23 protein-coding genes, 3 tRNA genes and 1 pseudogene are annotated in these 21,508 nt (G+C 65.2%); 14 read left to right on the top strand and 13 right to left on the bottom strand.

The genetic code is table 11. The annotated features are described in order from the left end of the window. Positions 1–261: 261 nt before the first annotated feature. The 3 genes from OXC99_02465 to OXC99_02455 form a co-directional block, all read right to left on the bottom strand. A complete protein-coding gene (locus OXC99_02465; GenBank protein ID MCY4623857.1) occupies positions 262–1,257 on the bottom strand; it encodes a hypothetical protein in 996 nt (331 codons plus the stop codon). 14 nt (positions 1,258–1,271) lie between these two features. After that, entirely contained in the window at positions 1,272–1,439 is a 168-nt protein-coding gene (locus OXC99_02460) for a hypothetical protein (GenBank protein ID MCY4623856.1), read from the bottom strand. Between the two features lie 286 nt (positions 1,440–1,725). Next, a complete protein-coding gene (locus tag OXC99_02455; protein MCY4623855.1) occupies positions 1,726–2,097 on the bottom strand; it encodes a VOC family protein in 372 nt (123 codons plus the stop codon). 132 nt (positions 2,098–2,229) lie between these two features. Here OXC99_02455 and OXC99_02450 point away from each other — a divergent pair, with 132 nt between their 5' ends. From OXC99_02450 to OXC99_02420, 7 genes are all read left to right on the top strand, one after another. Further along, positions 2,230–2,658, top strand: a complete 429-nt coding sequence (locus tag OXC99_02450) for a VOC family protein (GenBank protein ID MCY4623854.1) — start codon at positions 2,230–2,232, stop codon at positions 2,656–2,658. Positions 2,659–2,872: 214 nt separating this feature from the next. Next, the gene (locus OXC99_02445; GenBank protein ID MCY4623853.1) at positions 2,873–3,727 is read left to right on the top strand and encodes a cytochrome c oxidase assembly protein; all 855 of its coding nucleotides are present in this window, start codon (positions 2,873–2,875) and stop codon (positions 3,725–3,727) included. A 259-nt stretch (positions 3,728–3,986) separates the two neighbouring features. After that, the gene (gene coxB / locus OXC99_02440; protein ID MCY4623852.1) at positions 3,987–5,045 is read left to right on the top strand and encodes a cytochrome c oxidase subunit II; all 1,059 of its coding nucleotides are present in this window, start codon (positions 3,987–3,989) and stop codon (positions 5,043–5,045) included. A gap of 54 nt (positions 5,046–5,099) precedes the next feature. Continuing rightward, positions 5,100–6,950: a cytochrome c oxidase subunit I gene (gene ctaD / locus OXC99_02435; GenBank protein ID MCY4623851.1), complete on the top strand. Its 1,851-nt coding sequence runs from the start codon at positions 5,100–5,102 to the stop codon at positions 6,948–6,950. A gap of 10 nt (positions 6,951–6,960) precedes the next feature. Beyond that, positions 6,961–7,578: a cytochrome c oxidase subunit 3 gene (locus tag OXC99_02430; GenBank protein ID MCY4623850.1), complete on the top strand. Its 618-nt coding sequence runs from the start codon at positions 6,961–6,963 to the stop codon at positions 7,576–7,578. A 25-nt stretch (positions 7,579–7,603) separates the two neighbouring features. Beyond that, on the top strand, positions 7,604–7,918 hold the full coding sequence (locus tag OXC99_02425; protein MCY4623849.1) for a cytochrome C oxidase subunit IV family protein: 315 nt from the start codon (positions 7,604–7,606) through the stop codon (positions 7,916–7,918). Between the two features lie 66 nt (positions 7,919–7,984). Further along, entirely contained in the window at positions 7,985–9,811 is a 1,827-nt protein-coding gene (locus OXC99_02420; protein ID MCY4623848.1) for a heme o synthase, read from the top strand. A gap of 282 nt (positions 9,812–10,093) precedes the next feature. Here the strand turns inward: OXC99_02420 and OXC99_02415 are convergent, their stop codons facing one another. The 5 genes from OXC99_02415 to OXC99_02395 form a co-directional block, all read right to left on the bottom strand. Continuing rightward, a complete protein-coding gene (locus tag OXC99_02415) occupies positions 10,094–10,732 on the bottom strand; it encodes a DUF3800 domain-containing protein (protein ID MCY4623847.1) in 639 nt (212 codons plus the stop codon). A 118-nt stretch (positions 10,733–10,850) separates the two neighbouring features. Then, positions 10,851–11,216, bottom strand: a complete 366-nt coding sequence (gene rplT, locus OXC99_02410) for a 50S ribosomal protein L20 (GenBank protein ID MCY4623846.1) — start codon at positions 11,214–11,216, stop codon at positions 10,851–10,853. A 96-nt stretch (positions 11,217–11,312) separates the two neighbouring features. Next, on the bottom strand, positions 11,313–11,531 hold the full coding sequence (locus OXC99_02405; protein MCY4623845.1) for a 50S ribosomal protein L35: 219 nt from the start codon (positions 11,529–11,531) through the stop codon (positions 11,313–11,315). Further along, positions 11,521–12,069 carry a translation initiation factor IF-3 gene (infC, locus tag OXC99_02400; GenBank protein MCY4623844.1) on the bottom strand — a complete coding sequence of 183 codons (549 nt, stop codon included), beginning with the start codon at positions 12,067–12,069 and terminating at the stop codon, positions 11,521–11,523. Before infC ends, OXC99_02405 begins: the two co-directional genes overlap by 11 nt. 83 nt (positions 12,070–12,152) lie before the next feature. Next, the gene (locus OXC99_02395; GenBank protein MCY4623843.1) at positions 12,153–13,127 is read right to left on the bottom strand and encodes a dihydroorotate dehydrogenase; all 975 of its coding nucleotides are present in this window, start codon (positions 13,125–13,127) and stop codon (positions 12,153–12,155) included. Positions 13,128–13,213: 86 nt separating this feature from the next. Here OXC99_02395 and OXC99_02390 point away from each other — a divergent pair, with 86 nt between their 5' ends. The 4 genes from OXC99_02390 (at position 13,214) to OXC99_02375 (ending at position 16,675) form a co-directional block, all read left to right on the top strand. Then, positions 13,214–13,639 (top strand): hypothetical protein, encoded by a 426-nt coding sequence (locus tag OXC99_02390; protein ID MCY4623842.1) that lies wholly within the window; start codon positions 13,214–13,216, stop codon positions 13,637–13,639. 71 nt (positions 13,640–13,710) lie between these two features. Next, a complete protein-coding gene (locus OXC99_02385) occupies positions 13,711–14,280 on the top strand; it encodes a hypothetical protein (GenBank protein MCY4623841.1) in 570 nt (189 codons plus the stop codon). 13 nt (positions 14,281–14,293) lie between these two features. Beyond that, a complete protein-coding gene (locus tag OXC99_02380) occupies positions 14,294–15,064 on the top strand; it encodes a hypothetical protein (GenBank protein MCY4623840.1) in 771 nt (256 codons plus the stop codon). A 21-nt stretch (positions 15,065–15,085) separates the two neighbouring features. Further along, complete coding sequence (locus tag OXC99_02375) at positions 15,086–16,675, top strand: hypothetical protein (protein ID MCY4623839.1); 1,590 nt, start codon at positions 15,086–15,088, stop codon at positions 16,673–16,675. A 91-nt stretch (positions 16,676–16,766) separates the two neighbouring features. Here OXC99_02375 and ftsZ read toward each other — a convergent pair whose 3' ends face one another. The 5 genes and pseudogenes from ftsZ to OXC99_02350 all read right to left on the bottom strand — a co-directional run bounded on the left by ftsZ (position 16,767) and on the right by OXC99_02350 (position 20,882). Beyond that, positions 16,767–17,837, bottom strand: a complete 1,071-nt coding sequence (gene ftsZ / locus OXC99_02370; protein MCY4623838.1) for a cell division protein FtsZ — start codon at positions 17,835–17,837, stop codon at positions 16,767–16,769. Between the two features lie 238 nt (positions 17,838–18,075). Beyond that, positions 18,076–18,430: pseudogene (gene mazF, locus OXC99_02365) on the bottom strand (endoribonuclease MazF). Next, a complete protein-coding gene (locus OXC99_02360) occupies positions 18,424–18,663 on the bottom strand; it encodes an AbrB/MazE/SpoVT family DNA-binding domain-containing protein (GenBank protein MCY4623837.1) in 240 nt (79 codons plus the stop codon). Before OXC99_02360 ends, mazF begins: the two are co-directional and overlap by 7 nt. Before the next feature lie 80 nt (positions 18,664–18,743). Beyond that, positions 18,744–19,424 carry an HAD-IA family hydrolase gene (locus OXC99_02355; GenBank protein ID MCY4623836.1) on the bottom strand — a complete coding sequence of 227 codons (681 nt, stop codon included), beginning with the start codon at positions 19,422–19,424 and terminating at the stop codon, positions 18,744–18,746. A 39-nt stretch (positions 19,425–19,463) separates the two neighbouring features. Next, a complete protein-coding gene (locus tag OXC99_02350) occupies positions 19,464–20,882 on the bottom strand; it encodes a class II fumarate hydratase (GenBank protein ID MCY4623835.1) in 1,419 nt (472 codons plus the stop codon). Between the two features lie 233 nt (positions 20,883–21,115). Here OXC99_02350 and OXC99_02345 point away from each other — a divergent pair. The 3 genes from OXC99_02345 to OXC99_02335 all read left to right on the top strand — a co-directional run bounded on the left by OXC99_02345 (position 21,116) and on the right by OXC99_02335 (position 21,375). Then, positions 21,116–21,201, top strand: a tRNA-Leu gene (locus OXC99_02345). A gap of 7 nt (positions 21,202–21,208) precedes the next feature. Continuing rightward, positions 21,209–21,285, top strand: a tRNA-Arg gene (locus OXC99_02340). A gap of 13 nt (positions 21,286–21,298) precedes the next feature. Continuing rightward, positions 21,299–21,375: transfer RNA gene (locus tag OXC99_02335), tRNA-Val, on the top strand. Positions 21,376–21,508: the final 133 nt, after the last annotated feature.

Here is a 21,508-nt window from a genome sequence, read left to right as displayed (position 1 = left end):
AGTAGTTTCTGGGTTAGGAGCAGGAGCCGCATCCTGTGTGCAGCCAAAGGCCGCCAGCAGCAGCGTCAAGACTACCAGGAGGGTCACAACCGAACACCACGCCATAACGTCACCTCGTTTGGTAGAGGGCGTAGACCGCCATGATATCGAACGGGTGAGGCGAACACCGCAGTTCGGCATTCTGATTGACGATCATAACCGAATCTATGATATGCGGGTGGAATCGGCCTTGATCTGTTCCGGTTGTACCTCCCGTAATACCTAAGGCGTGTCCGGCGCCGGGGGGCGGCAGTAGAGGAGGTTCAGCGACGCGAGGTCGTTGGTGGGGACATCCTTCAGCGCGATGGGGATGCACCCCGTCAGCGCGTTCCCTGACAGCTTGAGCTCCTGCAGGCCGCTCAGCCGCCCCAGTTCCACGGGAATGCTCCCGTTCAGGCCCTTGTTGGACATCAGCAGCTTCGTCACCCGGCTCGGCGTCCCCGCCGTCGTCACCCGGTCCCAGCTCCCGATGGCGACGTCGACGCTCCAGTTCAGCGTCCCCGTTCCCCGCAGTCCGTCCTTGGCCGCCAGCAATGCAATGCAGTCCAGCATGAGCGATGGGTTGTTGGCCTGGTCCGGCACCGCATCGGCGCATGGGGCCTTGATCACGTTGGGCTCCCCGTGGTCCTTGTAGGTGAGCTCCATCACCGTCGTATCGGTGTTGGTCACCCCGTCATAGTCCGGCCCATAGAAGGTCCGCCGCTCCCGGACTGGCTGCCCGACGACGTCCACCCACACCTCCCGCCGCATCGACCCCTCCTCCTCCGACAGGAAGGTGTCGGTCGTATAGTGGGGCGCATCTGAATGGCCGGAGGCGCCCGCGGCTGGAGGCGCCAGGCACCCAAGCAAGGGATGCCCTTGAATATTTGAGGGGTTTACTCGCCACGCGCCGTACACCTCCGGGTTTTCCTCCAGGGTTTCCCGCAAGTACAGCATGCCGTCCTTGTAAATCTTCTCACCCCTGCCGATCAGCGTCCCGTCCGGGGCGGTGTGAGTCAGCACCTCATGCCGGTCGCCTTTCAGGTGGCGCACCTGCCATGTCACCGTCCTGTCCGGAAATGCCATAGTCGCCAAGGTGTCGTAGGTGTTGAGATCACATTCCTCTGTCACGCTCGCCGGAGCGGTGCGGGTCGCCTGCCACGCCAGCGCCGAGGCCATCCCGACCGCGACGACCAGCAGGAGTGCCAGGGTGCCAGTGACAAGCCGCTTTTTCTTCATCGCGCTCTCTCCCCTCACGACCCGCTGAACCAACTGATGATCATGTCCACAAGGGCTATGAGGTCGCCAATGAGCCCGGTGTCCACGTCCTCCGCGCTCACCACCGGGGCCGTCGCGTCGCAATACGGGATACCCAGACTATCCAGGTCGCTGTCGGCCACCTCCCGCAGGCCGGGCGGCACGCACCCCGTCCGCGCGGTCCCCCGCCACTCGCACCCCACCGATCTCGCCGCCGCCCCCGCAATGCCAGGTGCACCGGCGACGCCCCCGCCAGCCGCAGCCCCTCCGCCAGCACCGTCTCCACGCTGGCCGCCGGCCCCGGCCCGCTGTCCGCCAAACCCCAGCTCCCCGATCCCAGCCCCGTATCGAGTACGGGGCTGGCTCTTCCCCTGAGGGGGGAAGGGGTTATGCGAGGGTCTGCTTTCGCGGGTGTGACGATGGGGGTGTGGGTGGACGGTGGCTGTTGGGTTAGACGTGCTGGTCGAAGAGGATAGGGTTGCCGTCGGGGTCTTCGAGGACGAAGCTGTCGGGACCGGCGGTGGTCTCGTTGGCCTCGCTGATGAGGGCGATGCCCTGGCCCTTGATCTGGCGCTGGATGCTGCGGATGTCGGTGAAGGCGTCGAGCTTTTGGGCGTCGGCGTTCCAGCCGGGGTTGAAGGTCAGGATGTTCTTGTCGAACATGCCCTGGAAGAGGCCGATGGTTGCGGCGCCGTTCTGGAGGATGAGCCAGTTCTCGGCCTGGTCACCGCCGATGATCACGAATCCCAGCTTGGTGTAGAAGTCGCGTGACGCCTCTATGTCCTTGACGGCGAGGCTGACCGAGAATGCACCCAGTTCCATGTTGCAACGCTCCTTTGGCTAGTTCACTTAAGGGCCAGGCGGGCGCCCGCGGTGCGCGAATTGGCTGTGGCCCACCCCGACCTGACTTGAGTATACTGGTTATCAGACCAAGATATTACCAGGAGGGATTCCATGCCTCTCAACGTGTATCTGAACTTCAACGGCAACTGCCGCGAGGTCTTCGAGTTCTACCGGTCCGTGTTTGGGGGAGAGTTCAACTACCTGGGGACCTTCCGCGAGCTGCCCGAGGACATGGGCGTACCAGAAGATGAGATGGACAACGTTTTGCACGTGTCGTTCGACATTGGGGGAACGACCCTGATGGGCAGCGACGTGCCGAGCAACTGGGGCATGCCCATCGAGATGGGCAACAACTTCTCCATCTCGCTGCAAACCGAGAGCCGGGAGCAGACGGAAGACCTCTTCGCCAAGATCTCCGAGGGCGGCAACGTCACCATGCCGCTGGGAGACATGTTCTGGGGCGACTACTTCGGCGCTTGCTCGGACAAGTTCGGGATCAACTGGATGGTCAGCAACACCGATGCGCAGGCGTCCTCGTAGGGGGCGGCGCCCCCTTCGTGAGCCCTCAGGACAGGCTTCGACAGGCCCAGGGTGAACGGGGGGACGCCGTGTGGGGATGGCTGGGGCGGGCGCCCCTGGATACCGGCATTCGCCGGTATGACGGTTGAGGCGGGGACGGGCGCCCACAATTTCAGGGGCAGGCCCCCATTCCAGCCTTCCGCCAGTGGGGGAAGGGGCCGGTGCAACATAATCTATGACCTTCTGGAACACGTGGACCTTTGATCCGTTTACGCTGGCGGGGCTGCTTGTCCTGATTGCGCTCTATACTCGCGGGTTATGGCGCAGCCGGGGGCGTTCAGGCGACCTCTTTCCATGGTGGCGGCCGACCGCGTTCTACACCGGGTGGAGCGCGCTGTTGCTCGGGGCGGTCTCGCCCGTCGACGGGCTCTCCGACGACCTCTTCCTGATGCACATGATCCAGCACATGCTGATGATGATGGTGGGGCCGCCGCTGATTCTGGTTGGCGCGCCAGTGGTGCCGGCGCTGCGGGGGCTGCCGCGTATCCTTCGCGACGACCTGGCGATTCCGCTGCTGCAGATGCGCCGGGTGCGGAAGGCGCTGAACTTCCTGGCGTCGCCGCTTACGGCATGGCTGGTCTTCGTGTTCACTGTATGGATCTGGCACATCCCGGCGCTGTACAACGAGGCGGTGACGAACGAGGCGCTGCACTTCCTGCAACACATGATGTTCGTCAGCGCGGCGGTGTTCTTCTGGTGGACGGCCATCGATCCGGTGCCGCTCAAGCCGAGACTCTCGTACGCGCTGCGGCTGCTGTACCTCTTTCTGGCGACGCTGCAGAGCACGGCGCTGGCGGCGATCATCACGCTGTCTGAGGACGTGCTGTACACGTATTACCTGGGCGTGCCACGGCTGTGGGGGCTAACGCCGGGGGAGGACCAGATGATTGCGGGGCTGATCATGTGGATACCGGGGGCGGGCATCTACTTCACGGTGTTGACGATACTGTTCTTTGTCATGCTGCACCGGGACGACCAGCGGATGCGGCGGCTGGAGGGGCGGGCGGTGAGCGGGCCGCGACGGTGGTAGCAGCGTCAACGTCTTGACGGCGTCAACGTCTTGACGGCGTCAACGCCTTAACGGTGTCGAGGGGTTGAGGGCGAAAAACTTTGCGCGATTTTTCACCAACCCATTGACTACGAAAGTTTCACGCCTATAGAATGTGGCTGCTGCAAAGGGGTCTGCATGCCCGTGCCAGCACGGAAGGCTCCGGAGACCTCGACGCGAACAGCCTCTCAGCGCTCATGGGGACGGCAGCAACCGGTCACAACGACATTGAGAGAGGACCATGGCGAACCGAAAACACATCCGCCCTAAGTCCCTGCTCGTACTCCTCGCCCTAGTAGTTTTACCCATCCTCGCAGCCTGCGGCACCGTCGACTCGGCGCAGACCACCATTAACCCGCAGTCGGACGTCGCACGGGAGATTCAGGGCACGTACGCGTTCATCTTCTGGGTGTCGGTTGTGGTGTTCGTCGTTGTCGAGGGCGCGCTGGTGTACGCGGTGTTCCGCTACCGCCGCCGCCCGAACTCCGGCATGCCGAAGCAGACCGAGGGCAACATGGTCCTCGAAGTCACCTGGACCATCATTCCCGCGCTGATTTTGATCGCCATCGCCGTGCCGACGTGGATCACGATTTTCCGGACGGACGACATCCCGGCGGGGTCGTACATCATCAACGTCACGGGCCACCAGTGGTGGTGGGAAGTCGAGTACCCGGACGTCGGCCTGGTGACCGCCAACGAGATCCGCGTGCCGTCCGACCGCACCATCGGCTTCAACCTGGAGACGGAGGACGTGCTGCACAGCTTCTGGGTGCCGGCGCTGTTCGGCAAGATTGACCTTGTGCCGGGCAGGACGAACACGGTGTGGTTCACGCCGGACGCGGAGACCGAGGGGCAGATGTTCCTGGGGCAGTGCGTGGAGTTCTGCGGACTCTCGCACGCAAACATGCGCATGCGCATCTTCGTCGACAGCCCTGATGACTTCGCCGCGTGGACCGCGGGGCTGCAGTCGCCAGCGCCGGAGCCATCGGGCGTGGCGGCGACGGGGCACGAGCTGTTCTCGACCAAGGGCTGCACGGTATGCCACAGCATCAACGGGGCATACGACGCGGCGGGGCTGTTCCCGGCGCCCAACCTGACGGGCTTCGGTTCGCGGGTGACCCTGGCCGGGGCGATAATGGAGAACAACGCCACGAACCTGACGGCGTGGCTGGACAACCCGGAAGAGATCAAGCCCGGCAACATCATGTACAAGGAAGCCGAGGCTTACAAGAACCCGGACCTGGCACTGACGGATGCGGACATCGGCGCGCTGGTGGCGTATCTTCAGACATTGCAGTAGCGCATTCGAGAGCGTAGCGCCGGAGCGGTCCGGCGGGCGTTTGGAGGCGAATACATGGCAACGGCAGTAGGCGCATTTGGTGGAGCGGACCACGCCGCTTCCAAGAGCGGCGTGTGGAGCTGGATCACCACCGTCGACCACAAGCGCATCGGCATCCTGTACGGGGTGACGGCCGTCACTTTCTTCCTTATTGGTGGCTTCGAGGCGCTGCTGATTCGACTGCAACTGGCGGAGGCGGAGAGCACGCTCATTGCCGCCGGGCTGTTCAACCAACTGTTCACGATGCACGCGCTGACGATGATCTTCCTGGCGATCATGCCGTTGGGAGCGGCTTTCTTCAACTTCATCGTGCCGCTGCAAATCGGCGCGCGGGACGTCGCGTTCCCGCGGTTGAACGCGCTGAGCTACTGGCTGTTCCTGTTCGGCGCGCTCCTGTTGAACTCGAGCTTCATCTTCGGCGGGGCGCCGGACGTGGGGTGGTTCGCGTACGCCAACCTGACGGCGTTGGAGTACTCGCCGAGCAGCGCGGTCGACTTCTTCGCGCTCGGCATGCTGGTGCTGGGTGTGTCCTCGCTGGCCGCGGCGCTGAACTTCATCATCACCATCCTCAACATGCGGGCGCCGGGCATGACGCTGATGCGGATGCCGGTGTTCACGTGGATGACGCTGGTGGTGTCCTTCCTGCTGGTGTTCGCGCTGCCCATCCTGACGGTGGGACTTGTGCAACTGCTGTTCTGGCGGGAGTTCGGCATGCCGTTCTTCTCGGCGGAAGCGGGGGCGGACCCGCTGCTGTGGCAGCACATCTTCTGGCTCTTCGGCCACCCCGAGGTGTACATCCTGATCCTGCCGGCGATGGGCATTGTCTCGGAGATCCTGCCGACGTACTCGCGAAAGCCGCTGTTCGGGTACTCGACGGTGGTGTTTGCGGGCGTGGCCATCGGCTTCATGGGCTTCGCGGTGTGGGCGCACCACATGTTCACGGTGGGGCTGGGCTCGATCGCGCTGGCGGCGTTCTCAGCGAGTACGATGCTGATCGCGGTGCCGACGGGCATCAAGATCTTCAATTGGATCGCCACGCTGTGGGGCGGGTCGATACAGTTCACTACGGCGATGTTGTTTGCGCTGGGGTTCGTGGCGCTGTTCGTCATCGGCGGACTGAGCGGGGTGATGCACGCCTCACCGCCGGTCGACACGCAGCAGCAGGACACGTACTTCGTGGTGGCGCACCCGCACTACGTGCTGTTCGGCGGGAGCATCATGGGGCTGTTCGGCGGCATCTACTACTGGTTCCCGAAGATGACGGGCCGGCTGCTGAGCGAGGGCTGGGGCAAGCTGCACTTCTGGCTGATGTTCATCGGCATGAACGTGACGTTCGGGCCGATGCACCTGGTGGGCATCGACGGGATGCCGCGGCGCATCAACACGTACGACGAGAGCATGGGCTGGGAGCTCCTGAACCAGATCGAGACGGTGGGGGCCTTCATCATCGCGCTGAGCGTGGTGGTGTTCCTGGTGAACTTCTTCAAGAGCGTCAAGAGCGGCGAGCCTGCAGGGGACGACCCGTGGGACGGCCGCACGCTGGAGTGGTCAATCGCCTCGCCGCCTCCGGAGTACAACTTCGCGCGGATACCGGTGGTGCACAGCAACGAGCCGCTCTGGGACCAGAAGCACCCGGAGCTGAAGCACGACGCGCCGCCGGTCATCGCGGGAGGCGCGGATGAAGGGGCGGAAGAGTCCATTCACATGCCGAACCCGTCCTACTGGCCGATCGTCGTGGCATTCGGGACGGCGCTGGCGGCGGGGCTGGTGATCGTCAACCCGTGGCTGGCGTCCATCGGCGCAGTCATCGGCGTGCTGGGCATCTACGGATGGGTCTTCGAGCCGGCAGGGCCCGAGCACCACTAGAGGGGAAGTCGTGACAACAAACACCACGGCACACGAGAGTCACCTGGCCACCACGACGGGGCTTGACCATCGCAAGCTCCTGATGTGGCTGTTCCTGGCGTCTGAGTGTCTCTTCTTCGGCGCGCTCATCGCGACGTTCCTGCTGTACAAGGACGCGAGCGTGGTGGGGCCAAAGCCGCACGAGATCCTGAACATCCCGGTGACGAGCACGAGCACGTTCGTGCTGCTGACGAGCTCGCTGGCGATGGTGCTGGCGCTCGCGGCGGTGCAGCGCAGCGACGTGGTGTCGGCGCGGTTCTGGATCTTCGCGACGGCGTTCCTGGGCGCGACGTTCCTGGGGTTCCAGGTGTACGAGTTCTACGAGTTCGTGATCCACGGGCTCACGCCCAAGACCAACGTCTTTGGGGCGAGCTTCTTCACGCTGACGGGCTTCCACGGCGCGCACGTGACCGTCGGGGTCATCTGGCTGATGTCGCTCTTCTTCTACTCATTCAAGCACGGACTGCCGGCGGAGAAGAGCCTGGACGTCGAGTTGATGGGTCTGTACTGGCACTTTGTGGACATAGTCTGGGTGGTCATCTTCACGGTGGTATACCTGATTGGCAGCCTAGAACCGCCGGCCACATAGAGACCGGCACCACAGGGAGAGGCGCATGGCAGAGCAAGAGCAACACGGAGCGGTCCCGCACGAGAGCGCGCACCCGTCTCCGGCGAAATACATCCTCATAGCGACGTACCTGACGCTCATCACCATCTTCGAGGTGCTGATCTACTACGTCGATGCGCTCCAGGACTACTTCCTCTGGATCTTCCTTGTGTTATCAGCGGTCAAGTTCTACTACGTGGCCATGTTCTATATGCACCTCAAGTTCGACGCCGGGATCTTCAAAGTCCTATTCACCTTTGGACTGGTGCTGGCAACGTTTCTGATGATTCTGTTGCTGCTACTCTTCAGCATCATCATTTAGCAGAGAAGCCTTGCACGCCGTCCGCACCAAGGAGCATCTCCTGCGCAACCGTTGCGGTGGTGCGGCGTGAACGCTTCATCCTTCGTCAGTTTGCGAGTCCTCCTCGCCGTCACAGTTGCGGTGACGTTTGGCCTCATCACGCTGGGCGGCCTGGTCCGCGCGACGGAGTCGGGACTCGGCTGCCCCGACTGGCCGCTCTGCCACGGACAGATCATCCCCCCGTTCGAGTACCACGTCCTGATCGAATACTCCCACCGGCTTGTTGCGAGCGTCGTCGGCGTGCTGGTGGCGGCGTGCGCCATGCTGGTGTGGACGCGGCACCGCGAGTCGACGGGGCTGAAGCGGCTCATGGCCGTCGCCGTTGTGGCGCTGGCGGTGCAGGTGGTGCTGGGCGGCATCACGGTGCTGACGGAGCTGCCGGCGCCGATAGTCACGCTGCACCTGTTCGCCGCCGAGACGCTGTTCGCGATGCTGATCGTGGCGTTGCTGATTGCGCGCCCGGCGACGGCGGAGGGGCCGCGCGGGCAGCGGGACCCGTACTTCAAGACGGTCATCACAATGGCGACGGTGTCGATGGTCATCCTGCTGTCGGGCACCTACATCGTGGGGAGCGGCGCGAGCACGATCTGCCCCTCGTGGCCGCTGTGCACGAGCGACTGGCTGCCCAACTTCGGGCTGCAGTGGGAGCACATGGCGCACCGGGCCATCGCGGGCCTGGGCGGGGTGTACATCATCGTGGCGGCGCTGCAGGCGAGACGGCTCAAGGGGCGGTCGCGGGCTCTGGCGGGCATGGGCATAGGCGCGGCGGCGCTGGTTGTCGCGCAGGTGCTGGCGGGGGCGGCCAACCCGTGGTTCCAATTCGCGGCGGCGGCGCGGGTGGTCCACCTGAGCCTGGCGTCGGCGCTGTGGGGGCACCTGATCGCGATGGCTGTCGTGGCGGCGCGGATGCCGCCGGAGGAGGGCGCCGCGGCTTCGCCGACAAGTGATGGCGGGGCGAGTTCCGCGGCCACAGAGGCTCCGGGCGGTACGCTTCGCACGGTCATCGGCGACTACGTGGCGCTGACAAAGCCGCGCGTGATGTCGTTGCTGCTGGTGACGGCGTTCGGCGGCATGGTGCTGGCGGCGGAGGGTCTGCCGGGGGCGGGGCTCATCGCGACGGTAATCCTCGGGGGCGCGCTGGCGTCCGGGGGGGCGAGCGCGCTCAACCACTGGCTCGACAGGGACATCGATCGAAAGATGGGACGAACAGCGTCGCGGCCGGTCGCGAGCGAGCGGGGGTCGGGACGGCAGGCGCTGGTGTTCGGGCTCGCGCTGAACGTGCTGGCGTTCGCGCTGCTGTTGTGGGGCGCGAACCTGCTGGCGGCGTCGCTGGCCATGGCGGGGTCCGTCTTCTACGTGCTGGTCTATACCAAGTGGCTCAAGCGGACGACGACGCAGAACATCGTCATCGGCGGAGCGGCGGGGGCGGTGCCGCCGCTGGTGGGCTGGGCCGCGGTGACGGGCGGGCTGACGCTGCCTGCGTTCTACCTGTTCGCCATCATCTTCTTCTGGACGCCGCCGCACTTCTGGGCGCTGGCGCTGCTGATCCGGCGCGACTACGCGGAGGCGGGCGTGCCGATGCTGCCGGTGGTCGCGGGCGAGGAGAGCACACGGCGGCACATCCTGCTGTACACGCTGGCGCTGACGATGCTCACGATCCTGCTCTACCTGGCGACGGACAGCCTGGGGCTGGTGTACCTGGTGAGCGCGAGTGTGCTCGGACTGGGGTTCATCGGGTACGCGCTGCGGTTGTTCCGGCAGACCGGGCCCCGGGCGGCTGCGCCGATATACCGGTACTCGCTGCTGTACCTGGCGCTGCTGTTTGCGGTGATCATGGGGGACGGGGCGTTGTAGCGGGTGGGGGTAGACACGGCGAGAACGGATAGGGGCAATAATATTGCTTCTAAAGGTTCCCCCCCGATGACAAGTGCCCCTGGAGGCACTCTCCAGCAATGGAGTAGTTGGGGGGGTCATTTTTTGTGTTTGCGTGACCTTAGCTGTGGTGTTGACGACTTTCCCCGATGCCCTATAATGAGGTTGGTGGCTAAAGGTTCCCCCCTGATGACAAGGGCCCAAGGGGTCCTCTCCCGGCGACGGGAGTAGTCGGGGGGGTCGTTTTTTGCGCAAACCCCCGGTTCATGGAATGAGAGTCTCGCTGTTGACAGCATGGCGCAATTTGTTGTGCGCCTCTGGGTCACCATACTCAAACTTCCGAAAAACCGCCCATCCACAATAGTCCGCAATCTGCAACCCGTAGTGAGAGCTTGATTGGTGGTGCAGCAGGTTGTACTTGATGGTGTTGGGCATGGTATGTGCCATTACTCCTTGCAGGGCCTTCTGGACTGCGTTGCGCTTGCCCCGTACTGGCAGTGCATCTGTGATGATGATCACCTCGTGGGCATCCCGCACCATGTCCGGCCACGAGACTGAATTAAGGAAGGCAGCAAACATGGCAGTGTAGAAAGAGGAGTGTTGGTGCAGCGAAGGGTGCGTCTTGCGCTTCTCAATGACACAGGTGTCAATCTGCCAGTTCCCCAGGTTCTCGGCTATGACCTCGAACACCTGTGAGCGGACGTGCCTATTGTCGTTGGCACAGTGGAATTGCTCCAGAGCCACACCCTTCTCAAGAAGATCGTATCTGAGGTCATCCAGTGCAGCGCCACCTTGGAACGGCCTGTACATTGCAACGCTAGTTAAGGCGAAGAATCGGGAGGCCTTTGGGCCAAAGCCCAAGTCACCTGATTCGTCAAGGAATAAGTAGAGGGTATTACTCACCTGTAATTTCCATCGTCTATCTTTTTCCCATTGCGGCTCATTTGATTCACTTGCCCCAGAAAAAGCGGAAGAGCAAGGTTGCAACCTTGCTCTTATTGCTTCTTGACGGTTGGTCTGGCTAGGCGTTGGCAGGCAGTGCGGACTTGGCTTGCTCCACTACGGCGGCAAAGCCCTCGGGTTGGCGGACGGCCATGTCTGCGAGGACCTTGCGGTCTAGGGCGATGCCGGCGGCGTTGATGCCGTGGATGAGACGGCTGTAGCTGATGCCGTGGCCCCGGGCGGCCGCGCCGATGCGGAGGATCCAGAGCTTACGGAAGTCGCCCTTGCGCTCGCGCCGGTGGGCGTAGGAGTAGGCGAGGGCGTGCATGACGGATTCCTTGGCGCGCCGGTAGTGGCGGTGCCGCACGCTGTAGTGGCCCTTGGCCATCGCCAAGACCTTCTTGTGCCGGCGCTTCTTGGGGACGCTGTTGCTAACCCTTGCCATGCCTTACCTCTTTGGTGGCCGCGCGCTGCGCACGGCGCCTGGTTGTGTGCTCGATTGGTGAGAGCGCTCAGGGCAACGAACCGCTCACCGCCGCCGCTAGGAGTAGGGGAGGAGCTTGCGGAGACGCTTGACCGTACCCATCGCGACGGGTTCCTTCTGGTCGTAGCCCTGCTTGAGCGACTGGTTCTTCTTGCGCCGGAGGTGGCTCCGCTGGCCGTGGAGGTGGAACATCCGCCCGCCCGCGGTCACGTGGATGCGGGAGGCCGACGCCTTGTGGGTCTTGAGCTTGTACTTCTTGGGCTGCTTACTGGCCAACGGGCTTCTCCTCCGCCACGACCGCCTTAGCGGCCTTCGGCGCCGGCGCCGCACCGGGCACCAGCACGATGTTCAATCGCCGCCCTTCCATCAGGGGAGGGGCCTCAAGCTTTGCCTCATCCTTCAACTGTTCCGCGACGCCCCGCAGGAGGGTCACGCCAAGCTCCGGGTGGGAGATCTCCCGACCGCGGAAGAGGACGCTGACCTTTACCTTGTTGCCGTCACCCAGGAGTTCCTGAATGCGGCGGATCTTCGAGGCCCGGTCATGCGTGGCAATGCGGGGCCGGAAGCGCACTTCCCGGACGACGTTGGTCTTCTGGGTCTTTCGCGCCTCCCGCTCCCGCTTGGTCTGCGAGTAGCGGAACCGACCGTAATCGAGGAGGCGGCAGACGGGAGGGACCGCGTTGGGCGACACCTCCACCAGGTCCAGGCCCTGCTCGCGCGCCATGTTAATGGCCTCGAGCGTTGGGATGACACCGATCTGCTCACCGGCGTCCCCAATCAGCCGGACTTCCCGGACTCGTATTTGTTGGTTAATGCGGTAGTCTCTGCCCGCTATGTTTTACCACTCCTTGCGAAATGCCTTCCGACTATAGCACAGGCATACGGCGGTGTAAACAGCTATGCCTGAACGGGCGCCTGCGCGGGGGAAGGGGCATCGCGGTGGGCGAGGCCGGTCAGGGCGGAGACAGACGCGAGCCTGCGGCGGGCGAGGCGGCGCTCAAGGCCAGACTGGACCTCGACGGGGGCGCGCGGGTTGGTGAAGTTCGCCGTGCCGACCTGGACCGCCGCCGCGCCGGCGTGGAGGTAGTCGAGGGCATCATCGGTCGACTCGATGCCGCCGACGCCGATGATGGGGATGCCGACGGCGCGGTAGGTCCTGTAGACCATCGCGAGGGTTATGGGCTTGAGGGCGGGGCCGGAGACGCCGCCGGTGACGGCGCCGAGGACGGAGCCGCCGGTATCGCGGTCAAGGGCCATGCCGATGAGGGTGTTGGTGAGGGTGAGGGCGTGGGCGCCCGCGGTCTCGGCGGCCTGGGCGATGGGGACGATGTCGGCGACGTTGGGCGAGAGCTTGGCGATGACGGGCAGGGACGTTGCGCCGACGACGGCTCGGACGACGCCGGCGGTGAGTTCGGGGCTCTGGGCGAAATCGAGGCCGCCGGCGACGTTGGGGCAGCTCACGTTGATCTCGATGGCGGCGACGCCGGGCGTGCCGTCGACGGCTGAGGCGAGGGCGTGGAAGTCGTCGACGCTCTCGCCGGCGATGCTGAGGATGACGGGGACCTGCCACGCGGTCCACTTGGGGGCGTAGTCGCGGAGGACGGTGTCGATGCCAGGGTTCGCGAGGCCGATGGAGTTCATGGTCCACGCGCGGCCGTGGGCGATGCGCGGGCGGGGGTTGCCGAGGCGCTCGCGGACGGTGGCGGTCTTGGCGACGACGGCGCCAAGGGTCTGCCAATCGCTGCCGGGGGGCATGCCATCGCCGTAGCCGTCCTGCCCAAAGGTGCCGCAGGCGATCATGACGGGGGCACGGAGGAGCAGGCCGGACTCATGGCCAGGGGCGATGTTGACGGACATGTCAGGCTTGGGCATGCGCACCTCGCCTTCAATTGTTCCATACGCCCCAAAGGCGGGCAAGGCCGTTGACGCTTGCGACGGGCCGCAGCTATTCTCTAGGTATGATATTGCCCGGAATTGCCACGCGCCGCAGCGCGAGCGCCGTGTTCACGGCGCTGTTCATGGCGGTGGTGTGGGCGGCGCTGTTCCCCGCGCTCGCTCCCGCGATGGACCACCACGCCGTCGAGCGTCACCCGCAGCACGGCCACCTCTTCCCCGGCGGCGTCGCCGTCGAGCACGACCACGGCCACGAGACGCAGCACGGGCACGCAGCAGGCATGCCCGTCTCGGCGGATGGCGTGGTGATCGTGCCCGCCACCAATGACATAACGGGCGCAAGCGTCTTCAACCTTGTCTCGCTGGGCGAGGCGGCCACGCTGGCGTTGCTTGCCCCGGCCCTCTTCATTCTGGTTCGAACCCCCTGGCGCGACACGCTCTCGCGGTTCACGCCGGGCATCGACACGCCTCCGCCCCGCCCCGCTCTCTGATTACGACCACGGCTAGTGGCAGCAACAGCGTTCGAGGCGGCTTGAATGCCGCGTTGAGAGAGAGCGGGAGAATGACCTCGACCGGTGCACTTGTCCTCGGCATGCGCATGACGCTCGGCGTCGTGATTGGCGTCGTGCTGCTGCTGAGCTCGGCGGCGCCGGCGGACGCGAACGGGGTGCACGTCGGCAGCCGCGAGGTCTTCGCGGGAGAGGTTGGGGCGTACCGGCTGACGGTGTCGACGACGCCCGTCACGGGGCCGATGCACTTCATCATCTTCCTTGCGACCGCGGGAGAGGAAACGGCGGTCGCGGACCCCGCGATCACGATGCAGGGCGCGTTCACCGGCGATGGGGGCCTCGATGTGGGGCCGGTCGAGGGGTACGGGACGCTGGAGGGGCCGCTCTGGTACGCGGCGGACCTGCCAATTGAGACGGCGGGGCTGTGGGAGTTCACGCTGACCGTCGACTCCGCGCTTGGGAGCGAGCGGGCGACCTTCGCGGTCCCGGTGGTGGAGGCCGGCGGGGCGAGTCTGACGCTGATTGCGCTCATTGTGGTGGCGCTGGGGATCTTTGGGTTTACGCTGGGCAATCGAATGTTTGGGCGGCGGCGACGGGCTCGCGGACGCCGCCCTCAGAGTTGAATCGGAGAGAGCAATGAAGCGAATGAGAATGCTCCTGGCGGCGGCGGCCGCGCTGGCGTTGTCGCTGGCGATGGCCGCATGCGGCGGCGGGGGAGAACCGCAGGAGCACACGATCAACATCGAGCTGGAGGGAGGTCAGCTTGCCGGAAGCACGTCAGGGTGGCAGGTCAACGCGGACGACAGGGTCACGATGATCGTGCGGTCCGACGAGCCGGTCAACTTCCACCTGCACGGCTACGACTTCGAGGAGAACATCGAGCCGGGCGATCCGGCGACGTTCATCTTCACGGCGAACGCGACGGGCAGTTTCCCCATCACCATCCACCACGCCGCGCCAGGAATGGCGTCAGGTGACCACGAGGCCGACCATGCGGCAGGGGTGGAGGCTCCGGAGGGGATGAGCGTGTCGGTTGAGGCCGTGCCGGACTCGGTGGCGGGGTTGAACGTGCGGATATCGACGACGAACTTCACCTTCGCGCCGGAGCAGGTGGGCGACGCGCACGTGCAGGGCAACGGGCACGCGCACGTCTACGTGGACGGCGTGAAGGTGGGCCGGCCGTACGGCGAGCACTACCACGTCAGCCCGGTTGAGCCGGGGGAGCGGACAGTCCGCGTGACGCTGAACGCGAACAACCACTCGGAGTACACCGTCGGCGGCAACGTGGTCGAGGATACAATCACCGTGACCGTGCCGGGCGGGGACGACACGGGCGGGCACGATGAGGGCGCGGAGGACGCGGCAACCGTCGAGGCGGAGCTTGGGCGGTTTGAGGTCAGGCCCTAGCATGGTGGGAGCGAGGGCATTGTGAGGATACTCAGCAGGATCTCGATTATCGCGGTTGCCGTGGGGGTGGCGCTGGCCGTCTACCCCGCGGCGGCCCACGGCTTTGGGGAGCGGTACGACCTGCCGGTGCCGCTGAGCCTGTACGTAGTCGGCGCGGGTGCGGCCGTGGCGCTGTCCTTCGTCATCATGGGGGTCTTTGTCAGGGGCGCGGAGGGCGGCGGTGGGTACCCTCGCTTCAACCTTTTGCGGTGGCGAGCGGTCCGCTTCGCGGTGCACCCGGCGGTCGTGACGGCGGTGCAGGCGGCTTCGGTGGGCGTGCTGGCGCTGGTCATCGCCGCGGGTCTGGTGAATACCTGGGGGCCGGCGTTGGAGTCGTTTGCCGTTGCCGCGGGGTTGTCCGGCACACCGGAAGCGTCGATGAACATATCCCCGACGCTGGTGTGGGTCATCTGGTGGGTGGGGATGGCGTACGTCTCAGCACTTGCCGGAAACGTCTGGCGGCTGATGAACCCGTGGAACGCGACGTTCGCGTGGGCGGAGCGGGCATACCGGGCCATCAGCGGGGACGGCGAGCTAGGCATGGGGTTGAGGTATCCGGCATCGCTTGGGGTCTGGCCCGGGGCGCTGGCTTTTCTGGTCTTCGCATGGGTGGAGATTGTCTACATCGAGTCGCCGCTGCCGGGGCGCATCACGCAGTTTGCGCTGCTGTACACGGTGTACATGTGGGCGGGCATGTTCATGTTCGGGCGCGAGGCGTGGCTGCGGCATGGCGACGCATTCTCGCTGGTCTTCGGGTTCCTGGCGCGGTTTTCGCCGACGGAGCTGCGGGTGACGGACGACTCGGTGTGCGAGGAATGCTCGGTGGACTGCCGCGGCGAGGACGACGGGTGCGTCGACTGCGCCGCGTGCTTCACGGCGGCGGCGCCGGAGCAACGGGAGCTGAACGTGCGGCCGTACGTGGTGGGGTTGCTGCGGGGCGAGGGGCGCTCGACGTCCGTTATGGTGTTCGTGTTGCTGCTGCTGTCCACGGTGAGCTTTGACGGGTTCTCCGCGACGCCTGCGTGGGGGCGGCTGTTCAACGCGCTGTTCGACGTGTTCCGGGACGCCAATACCGTGGGCACCATAGGGCTGCTGGGGTTCTTCACAACGGTCATCGCGGTCTACATGACGTTTGCCGGGCTCATGTCCGCAGCCAGCGGCTACCGGCTGCTTTCCGCGGAGGCGGCGAAATTCTTTGTGTTGCCCCTAATCCCCATCGCACTGGCCTACCACCTGGCGCATTTCTTCTCGTTCCTGCTCATCCAGGGGCAGAACGTCATCCCGCTGGCCTCGGACCCGTTTGGTCTGGGGTGGGACATCTTCGGCACCGCAGGATACGAGATAGACATCGGCATCATCGGAGCGAGAACGGTGTGGCTGCTGTCGGTGGCGGCGATCGTCGTGGGGCACGTGGCGGCAGTGTACCTCGCGCACGTGACGGCGCTGCGGGAGATCCCGGAGCGGCGTCACGCGCTGCGCAGCCAGTACCCGATGCTTGCGCTGATGGTGGCGTACACGATGGTGAGCCTGTGGATCCTGGCGCAGCCCATCGTGGAGTCGTCGGCGGGGTAGCGATTAAGCGGTTGACACTGCTTGTGTCCGCAGGAATTAGAAGGGCCCGCCGCGAACGGCGGGCCCTTCCCTCACCATGAGCTTGTAGAAGCTAGCGGATGATGGTGCGGCGGAGGAACGGGGGCAGGTCAAGGTCCGTCGACTGCTCGCGGGTGTTGTTGAGGTAGCGGCCGCTGAAGGACGAGGGGTCAGAGGTGAAGCGCGTCATCTCCTCGTCGTCCGAGATGCCGGTGGCGATGAGCGTCACGCGGGCGACGTCGCTGCCGGGTTCGCCGTTGACCATGCCGAAGAAGATCATGGCACGGTGGTCGACCTGGGAGGCGATGTAGGCGCCGGCCTCGTTGACATCACCCAGGGTCATGGACGGGCCGCCGGTGACGTTGAAGAGCACACCCTTCGCGCCCTCCAGCGAGAGGTCCAGGAGCGGGTTGTTGACGGCCTGCTTGGCGGCCTGCAGGGGCCCGCCCTTGCCGTGGCCCTCGCCGATGGCCATCATGGCGCGTCCGGGGACCTTCATGATTGCCTTCACGTCCGCGAGGTCGACGTTGATCTCGCCGGGGAGGTTGACCAGCTCGGCGACGGAGAGGACGCCGAGCATGACGGCGTCGTCGGCCATGCGGAGGGCGTCGTCCATGGACGTATCGCCGTGGAAGAGGCTGAGAAGACGCTCGTTGTGGATGACGATGAGGTTGTCCACGTAGGGCTTGAGTTGCGTGATGCCGGAGTGGGCGGTCTCGAGGCGCCGCGCGCCCTCAAAGCTAAAGGGCGTGGTGGCGACGGCGACGACGAGGGCGCCGGACTGCCGGGCGATCTCGGCGACGACGGGGGCGGCGCCGGTGCCCGTGCCGCCGCCCATGCCGATGGCGAGGAAGACGAGGTCCGCGCCGGCAACGACGTTCTTGAGCGACTGCTTGGACTCGCTGGCGGCCATGGCGCCCATCTCAGGGTCACCGCCGGCGCCGAGGCCTCGGGTGAGGTTCTCGCCGATGTGGATGACGTGCGCCCCCTCGACCTGGCCCAGGGCCTTGATGTCTGTGTTGACGCAGGCGTAGGTGACGCCGGGAACGGGCCGGGCGCGCATCATGCGCATGATGGCGTTGGAGCCCCCGCCACCGACACCAATGGCGCAGATCGACGCGGGGCCTGCTTGCGGCATAGGCATGTTGGGTAGGGGAATGACCTGTGTGGTAGAACGCGACCGCTTACTTGGCATAGCTAAACCCTCCAATTGGGTTTCGGCGCTGAGGCAGCCCGAAACGCTTTCGTCTTATCACTCTATCCATGAATGGGGCTTGTGTCAAGCGGATTCTTGAAAATGCGGGTTCTCGCAACTGTTTTCAGCTACGTTTCGGGACATGGATTACCAATTCCGATTTGGTGGCGTCCACGGCTGCACAGGGTCATTCCAAGAGGGTGAGGGCCAAGGCCACGACGGCTGCGGACATCTGCGGACTTGCACGTGCAGCAAACCGAGCGCCCCTTGCTCGCCAGTCCAGACTTCTTACCTGATCCGCCAGCACTGCTCCCCGTGACCGGGACGCCGTCCGGGAGCAAAACTTCAAAAGGATAGCCCTTAATCTGAGAGTTGACAGGACTGCACAAGGCCAAGCCTATCCTGCCGTTGCAGGAAGAGGGGCTGAGAATGAAGGCGGGGCGGTGTCCGGCCTGTTCGTGCCCAGCCTGCGGAGTGAAGCCAAGCCATACGATGTCGCCGCGTTCCGGCACGTAGCCGGGCGCCGGAGATTGCCCTACCACGCTTCAGCGCCCCGGGCGGGACCCCAATCGACCTCTGGGTGGTTGTTCTCCGGGGTGATCTTGTTCACCAGTTCCGCAATGTTGGGAAGGTCCCTGCGCAAGGTGGAGCCGTCGTCCGTCGTTTCAATTTCGATTGCTGCGCCGTCGCACAGGCCCATTTGCTCGGCGACGTCTTCCGGGATGCGGACGGCCAAACCGCCGTCAATCGTGCAGACGTGGAGTTTCGCAATCATCGGGCACCTCCAGTGCTATCGTAGCACATTCCAGGGGATTCTCCGGGATGCGGTCAGCCGTAAACGCTCTACATCCGGCCTCACCCCGGCGCACCGTGCGCTTGCTCTGCCGCTTGAATCATCTCCTCAAGCGACATGTCGGCCATTGAAGCCAACTCGAGGTCGGCGGCGGCGTCGCCCATGCGGCGGGTGATGCCGTTGGGGACGGCGATGGTGAAGATGCCGGCCCTCGCGGCGGCCTCGACGCCCCTGGGGGAGTCCTCGAACGCGATGGCCTCGTTGGGGGCGACGTCCAGCGCGCGGAGGGCGGCGAGGTAGACGGTGGGGTCCGGTTTGCCGACCAACACGTCGGAATCGTCGCGGCAGCGGATGGCGTGGAAGTGCGGGAGGAGGCCGATGCGCTCAAGGTGGCCGGTGACCCACGTTCGCGGGGAGCTGCTAGCGACGCCGAGCTTGAGGCCCAGGCGCTGGGCGTCGGCGATGCGGTCCTCGATGCCGGGCAGGATGGGCTGCGCCTCTACCATTTCGACGTGACGTGCCCGTCGCCGGGCGGTCAGGGCCTCGGCGTCCAGGGTGCGGCCGACAAGCTGTTCGAGGTATACGGCGGTACTAGCGGACTCGCCGCGCCCGACGAACTGAGCCCACCAGTCCATGGTCAGCTCCTGGCCATGCTCGCTGAAGATCTCCTGCCAGCTCTGCAGGGCTGGGGTTTCCGTATCGACGATGAGGCCGTCGAAGTCAAAGATGAGGGCGCGGATCATGCGCTACGCCGACCATTGCCCGACAAGGACGTCACGGGGTTACCCACCGCCGCCCGCGCTCTTGCCGAGGCCGGGTTCGGTCATTTCATCGGGCTTGAGGAGGACGTCGAGCTCCTCGTCGGAGAGGCCGGACTGCTCTCGGGCGACCTCCCGGATGGTGCGGTCATCGGCGGCGGCGGTCTTGGCGATGGCGGCGGCCTTGTCGTAGCCGATGGCGGGCGCGAGGGCGGTGCCAAGCATGAGGCCCTTCTCGACGAGGTCGGGTCCGGCAGTGGTCGCGACGAGGCCGACGACGCACTGGCGCGAGAAGTTGCGGGCCGAGGCGGCGAGGAGGGAGGCGGCCTGCAGGATGTTGTGGGCGGCGACGGGGAACATCATGTTGAGCTCGAAGTAGCCGCCCTGACCGGCGACGGCGACGGCGGCGTCGTTGCCGATGACCTGGGCGACGACCTGGATGACGGACTCGGTGATGACGGGGTTCACCTTGCCGGGCATGATGGAGCTGCCGGGCTGGACCTCTGGCAGCATGATCTCGCCGATGCCGGCGCGGGGGCCGGAGCCGAGCCAGCGGATGTCGTTGGCGATCTTGTAGAGGCTGATGGCGATGGTGCGGAGGGTGGCGCTGGCCTCCACGACGGAGTCGAGGGTGTTCTGGGCCTGGAAGTGGTTGTCGGTCTCGCGGACGTCGACGCCGAGCTTCCGGGAGAGGAGGGCGCAGACGTTGGCGGAGAAGTCTGGGTGGGCGTTGACGCCGGTGCCGACGGCGGTGCCGCCGAGGGCGACCTCGGAGAGTTCGGCAGCGGCGTGCTCGAGGCGGCGGAGGGAGCGTTCGGCCTGGCCGGCGTAGCCGCGGAACTCCTGGCCAAGGCGCACGGGCGTGGCGTCCTGCAGGTGGGTGCGGCCGGTCTTGACGATGGGCCAGAACTCCTCGGCCTTGGCCTCCAGCGCGGCGTGCAGTTCGCGGAGGGCGGGGGCGAGGTCCTCCTCGATGGCGGCGAGGGTGGCGATGTGGATGGCGGTGGGGATGACGTCGTTGGAGGACTGGCACATGTTGACGTGATCGTTGGGGTGGACGAGGCGGTCGCCGCGGTCGCCGCCGAGGAGCTCGGTGGCGCGATTGGCGATGACCTCGTTGGCGTTGGTGTTGGTGGAGGTGCCGGAGCCGGTCTGGAAGATGTCGAGGACGAAATGCTCGTCGAGGTCGCCGTCGATGACCTCCTGCGCTGCGTACTCGATGGCGCGGCCCAGGGCGGAGTCGAGCAGGCCGAGCTTGACGTTGGCCTGGGCGGCGGACTGCTTGATGAGGCCGAGGGCGCGGATGAAGCCTCGTGAGAAGCGGAGGTCGCTGATGGGGAAGTTGAGGACGGCGCGCATGGTGGAGGCGCCGAAGTATGCGTCCTCAGGGACCTCCATCTCGCCCATGGAGTCACGTTCGATGCGGGTGTTGATTGCGGTCACGGTTGCTGCTCCTTTGACATAGTTCGCAGGTGGCCGGTTGCGATGGGTTGCTCGCGTCCATTTTACCCGGTGGCCAGAGCGGTGGAAAGCGCGGCGCGGGGGCCGGTGGAGGGTCGCCGCGGGTTGCCGGGCGTGTCGGCGTCGGGGTATGATGGATACGGCGAGGGCAGGGGCCTGCTATGGGCCAATTCCCTGGATTGGCCGGTGTTTCAGGGGCGCTTGACCCGAAAGATGCCGAAGTGGCGGAACGGTAGACGCGCTACGTTCAGGGCGTAGTGGGCAGCAGCCCGTGTGGGTTCAAATCCCTCCTTCGGCACCACGAAAGTGCGCTTGTAGCTCAGCAGGATAGAGCGCTGCCCTGCGGAGGCAGAGGTCGTGGGTTCGAATCCCGCCAAGCGCGCCACTTTCTTCTTCACGGGCGGCTAGCTCAGTTGGTTAGAGCACTTGCTTTACACGCAAGGGGTCATAGGTTCGAGTCCTGTGCCGCCCACCAGACTTGATAAAATCAAGAACTTTCACGGTGCGGTTCAAGCTGGAGGTGTAGCCCTTGATGTGCGGCAGCCGGAGATAACGTACGTGAGAATGGCAACGGAGATGAAATACGTCAGGCGATCATGGTTTCACAG

Source organism: Chloroflexota bacterium, from assembly GCA_026713825.1.
GTDB lineage: Bacteria > Chloroflexota > Dehalococcoidia > Lucifugimonadales > UBA1127 > UBA1127.
Note: the sequence above shows the minus strand (reverse complement) of the source record. Positions and strands in the feature narration are given on the sequence as shown.

What these genes read in the sequence shown, in the direction of transcription:
- OXC99_02390 (MCY4623842.1), top strand. Translation starts at nt 13,214, where the DNA reads ATGATATTGCCCGGAATTGCCACGCGCCGCAGCGCGAGCGCCGTGTTC.
- OXC99_02395 (MCY4623843.1), bottom strand. Translation starts at nt 13,127, where the DNA reads ATGCCCAAGCCTGACATGTCCGTCAACATCGCCCCTGGCCATGAGTCC.
- ctaD (MCY4623851.1), top strand. Translation starts at nt 5,100, where the DNA reads ATGGCAACGGCAGTAGGCGCATTTGGTGGAGCGGACCACGCCGCTTCC.
- OXC99_02465 (MCY4623857.1), bottom strand. Translation starts at nt 1,257, where the DNA reads ATGAAGAAAAAGCGGCTTGTCACTGGCACCCTGGCACTCCTGCTGGTC.
- ftsZ (MCY4623838.1), bottom strand. Translation starts at nt 17,837, where the DNA reads ATGCCTATGCCGCAAGCAGGCCCCGCGTCGATCTGCGCCATTGGTGTC.
- OXC99_02455 (MCY4623855.1), bottom strand. Translation starts at nt 2,097, where the DNA reads ATGGAACTGGGTGCATTCTCGGTCAGCCTCGCCGTCAAGGACATAGAG.
- OXC99_02385 (MCY4623841.1), top strand. Translation starts at nt 13,711, where the DNA reads ATGACCTCGACCGGTGCACTTGTCCTCGGCATGCGCATGACGCTCGGC.
- OXC99_02355 (MCY4623836.1), bottom strand. Translation starts at nt 19,424, where the DNA reads ATGATCCGCGCCCTCATCTTTGACTTCGACGGCCTCATCGTCGATACG.
- rplT (MCY4623846.1), bottom strand. Translation starts at nt 11,216, where the DNA reads ATGGCAAGGGTTAGCAACAGCGTCCCCAAGAAGCGCCGGCACAAGAAG.
- OXC99_02445 (MCY4623853.1), top strand. Translation starts at nt 2,873, where the DNA reads ATGACCTTCTGGAACACGTGGACCTTTGATCCGTTTACGCTGGCGGGG.
- OXC99_02450 (MCY4623854.1), top strand. Translation starts at nt 2,230, where the DNA reads ATGCCTCTCAACGTGTATCTGAACTTCAACGGCAACTGCCGCGAGGTC.
- OXC99_02425 (MCY4623849.1), top strand. Translation starts at nt 7,604, where the DNA reads ATGGCAGAGCAAGAGCAACACGGAGCGGTCCCGCACGAGAGCGCGCAC.
- coxB (MCY4623852.1), top strand. Translation starts at nt 3,987, where the DNA reads ATGGCGAACCGAAAACACATCCGCCCTAAGTCCCTGCTCGTACTCCTC.
- OXC99_02380 (MCY4623840.1), top strand. Translation starts at nt 14,294, where the DNA reads ATGAAGCGAATGAGAATGCTCCTGGCGGCGGCGGCCGCGCTGGCGTTG.
- OXC99_02360 (MCY4623837.1), bottom strand. Translation starts at nt 18,663, where the DNA reads ATGATTGCGAAACTCCACGTCTGCACGATTGACGGCGGTTTGGCCGTC.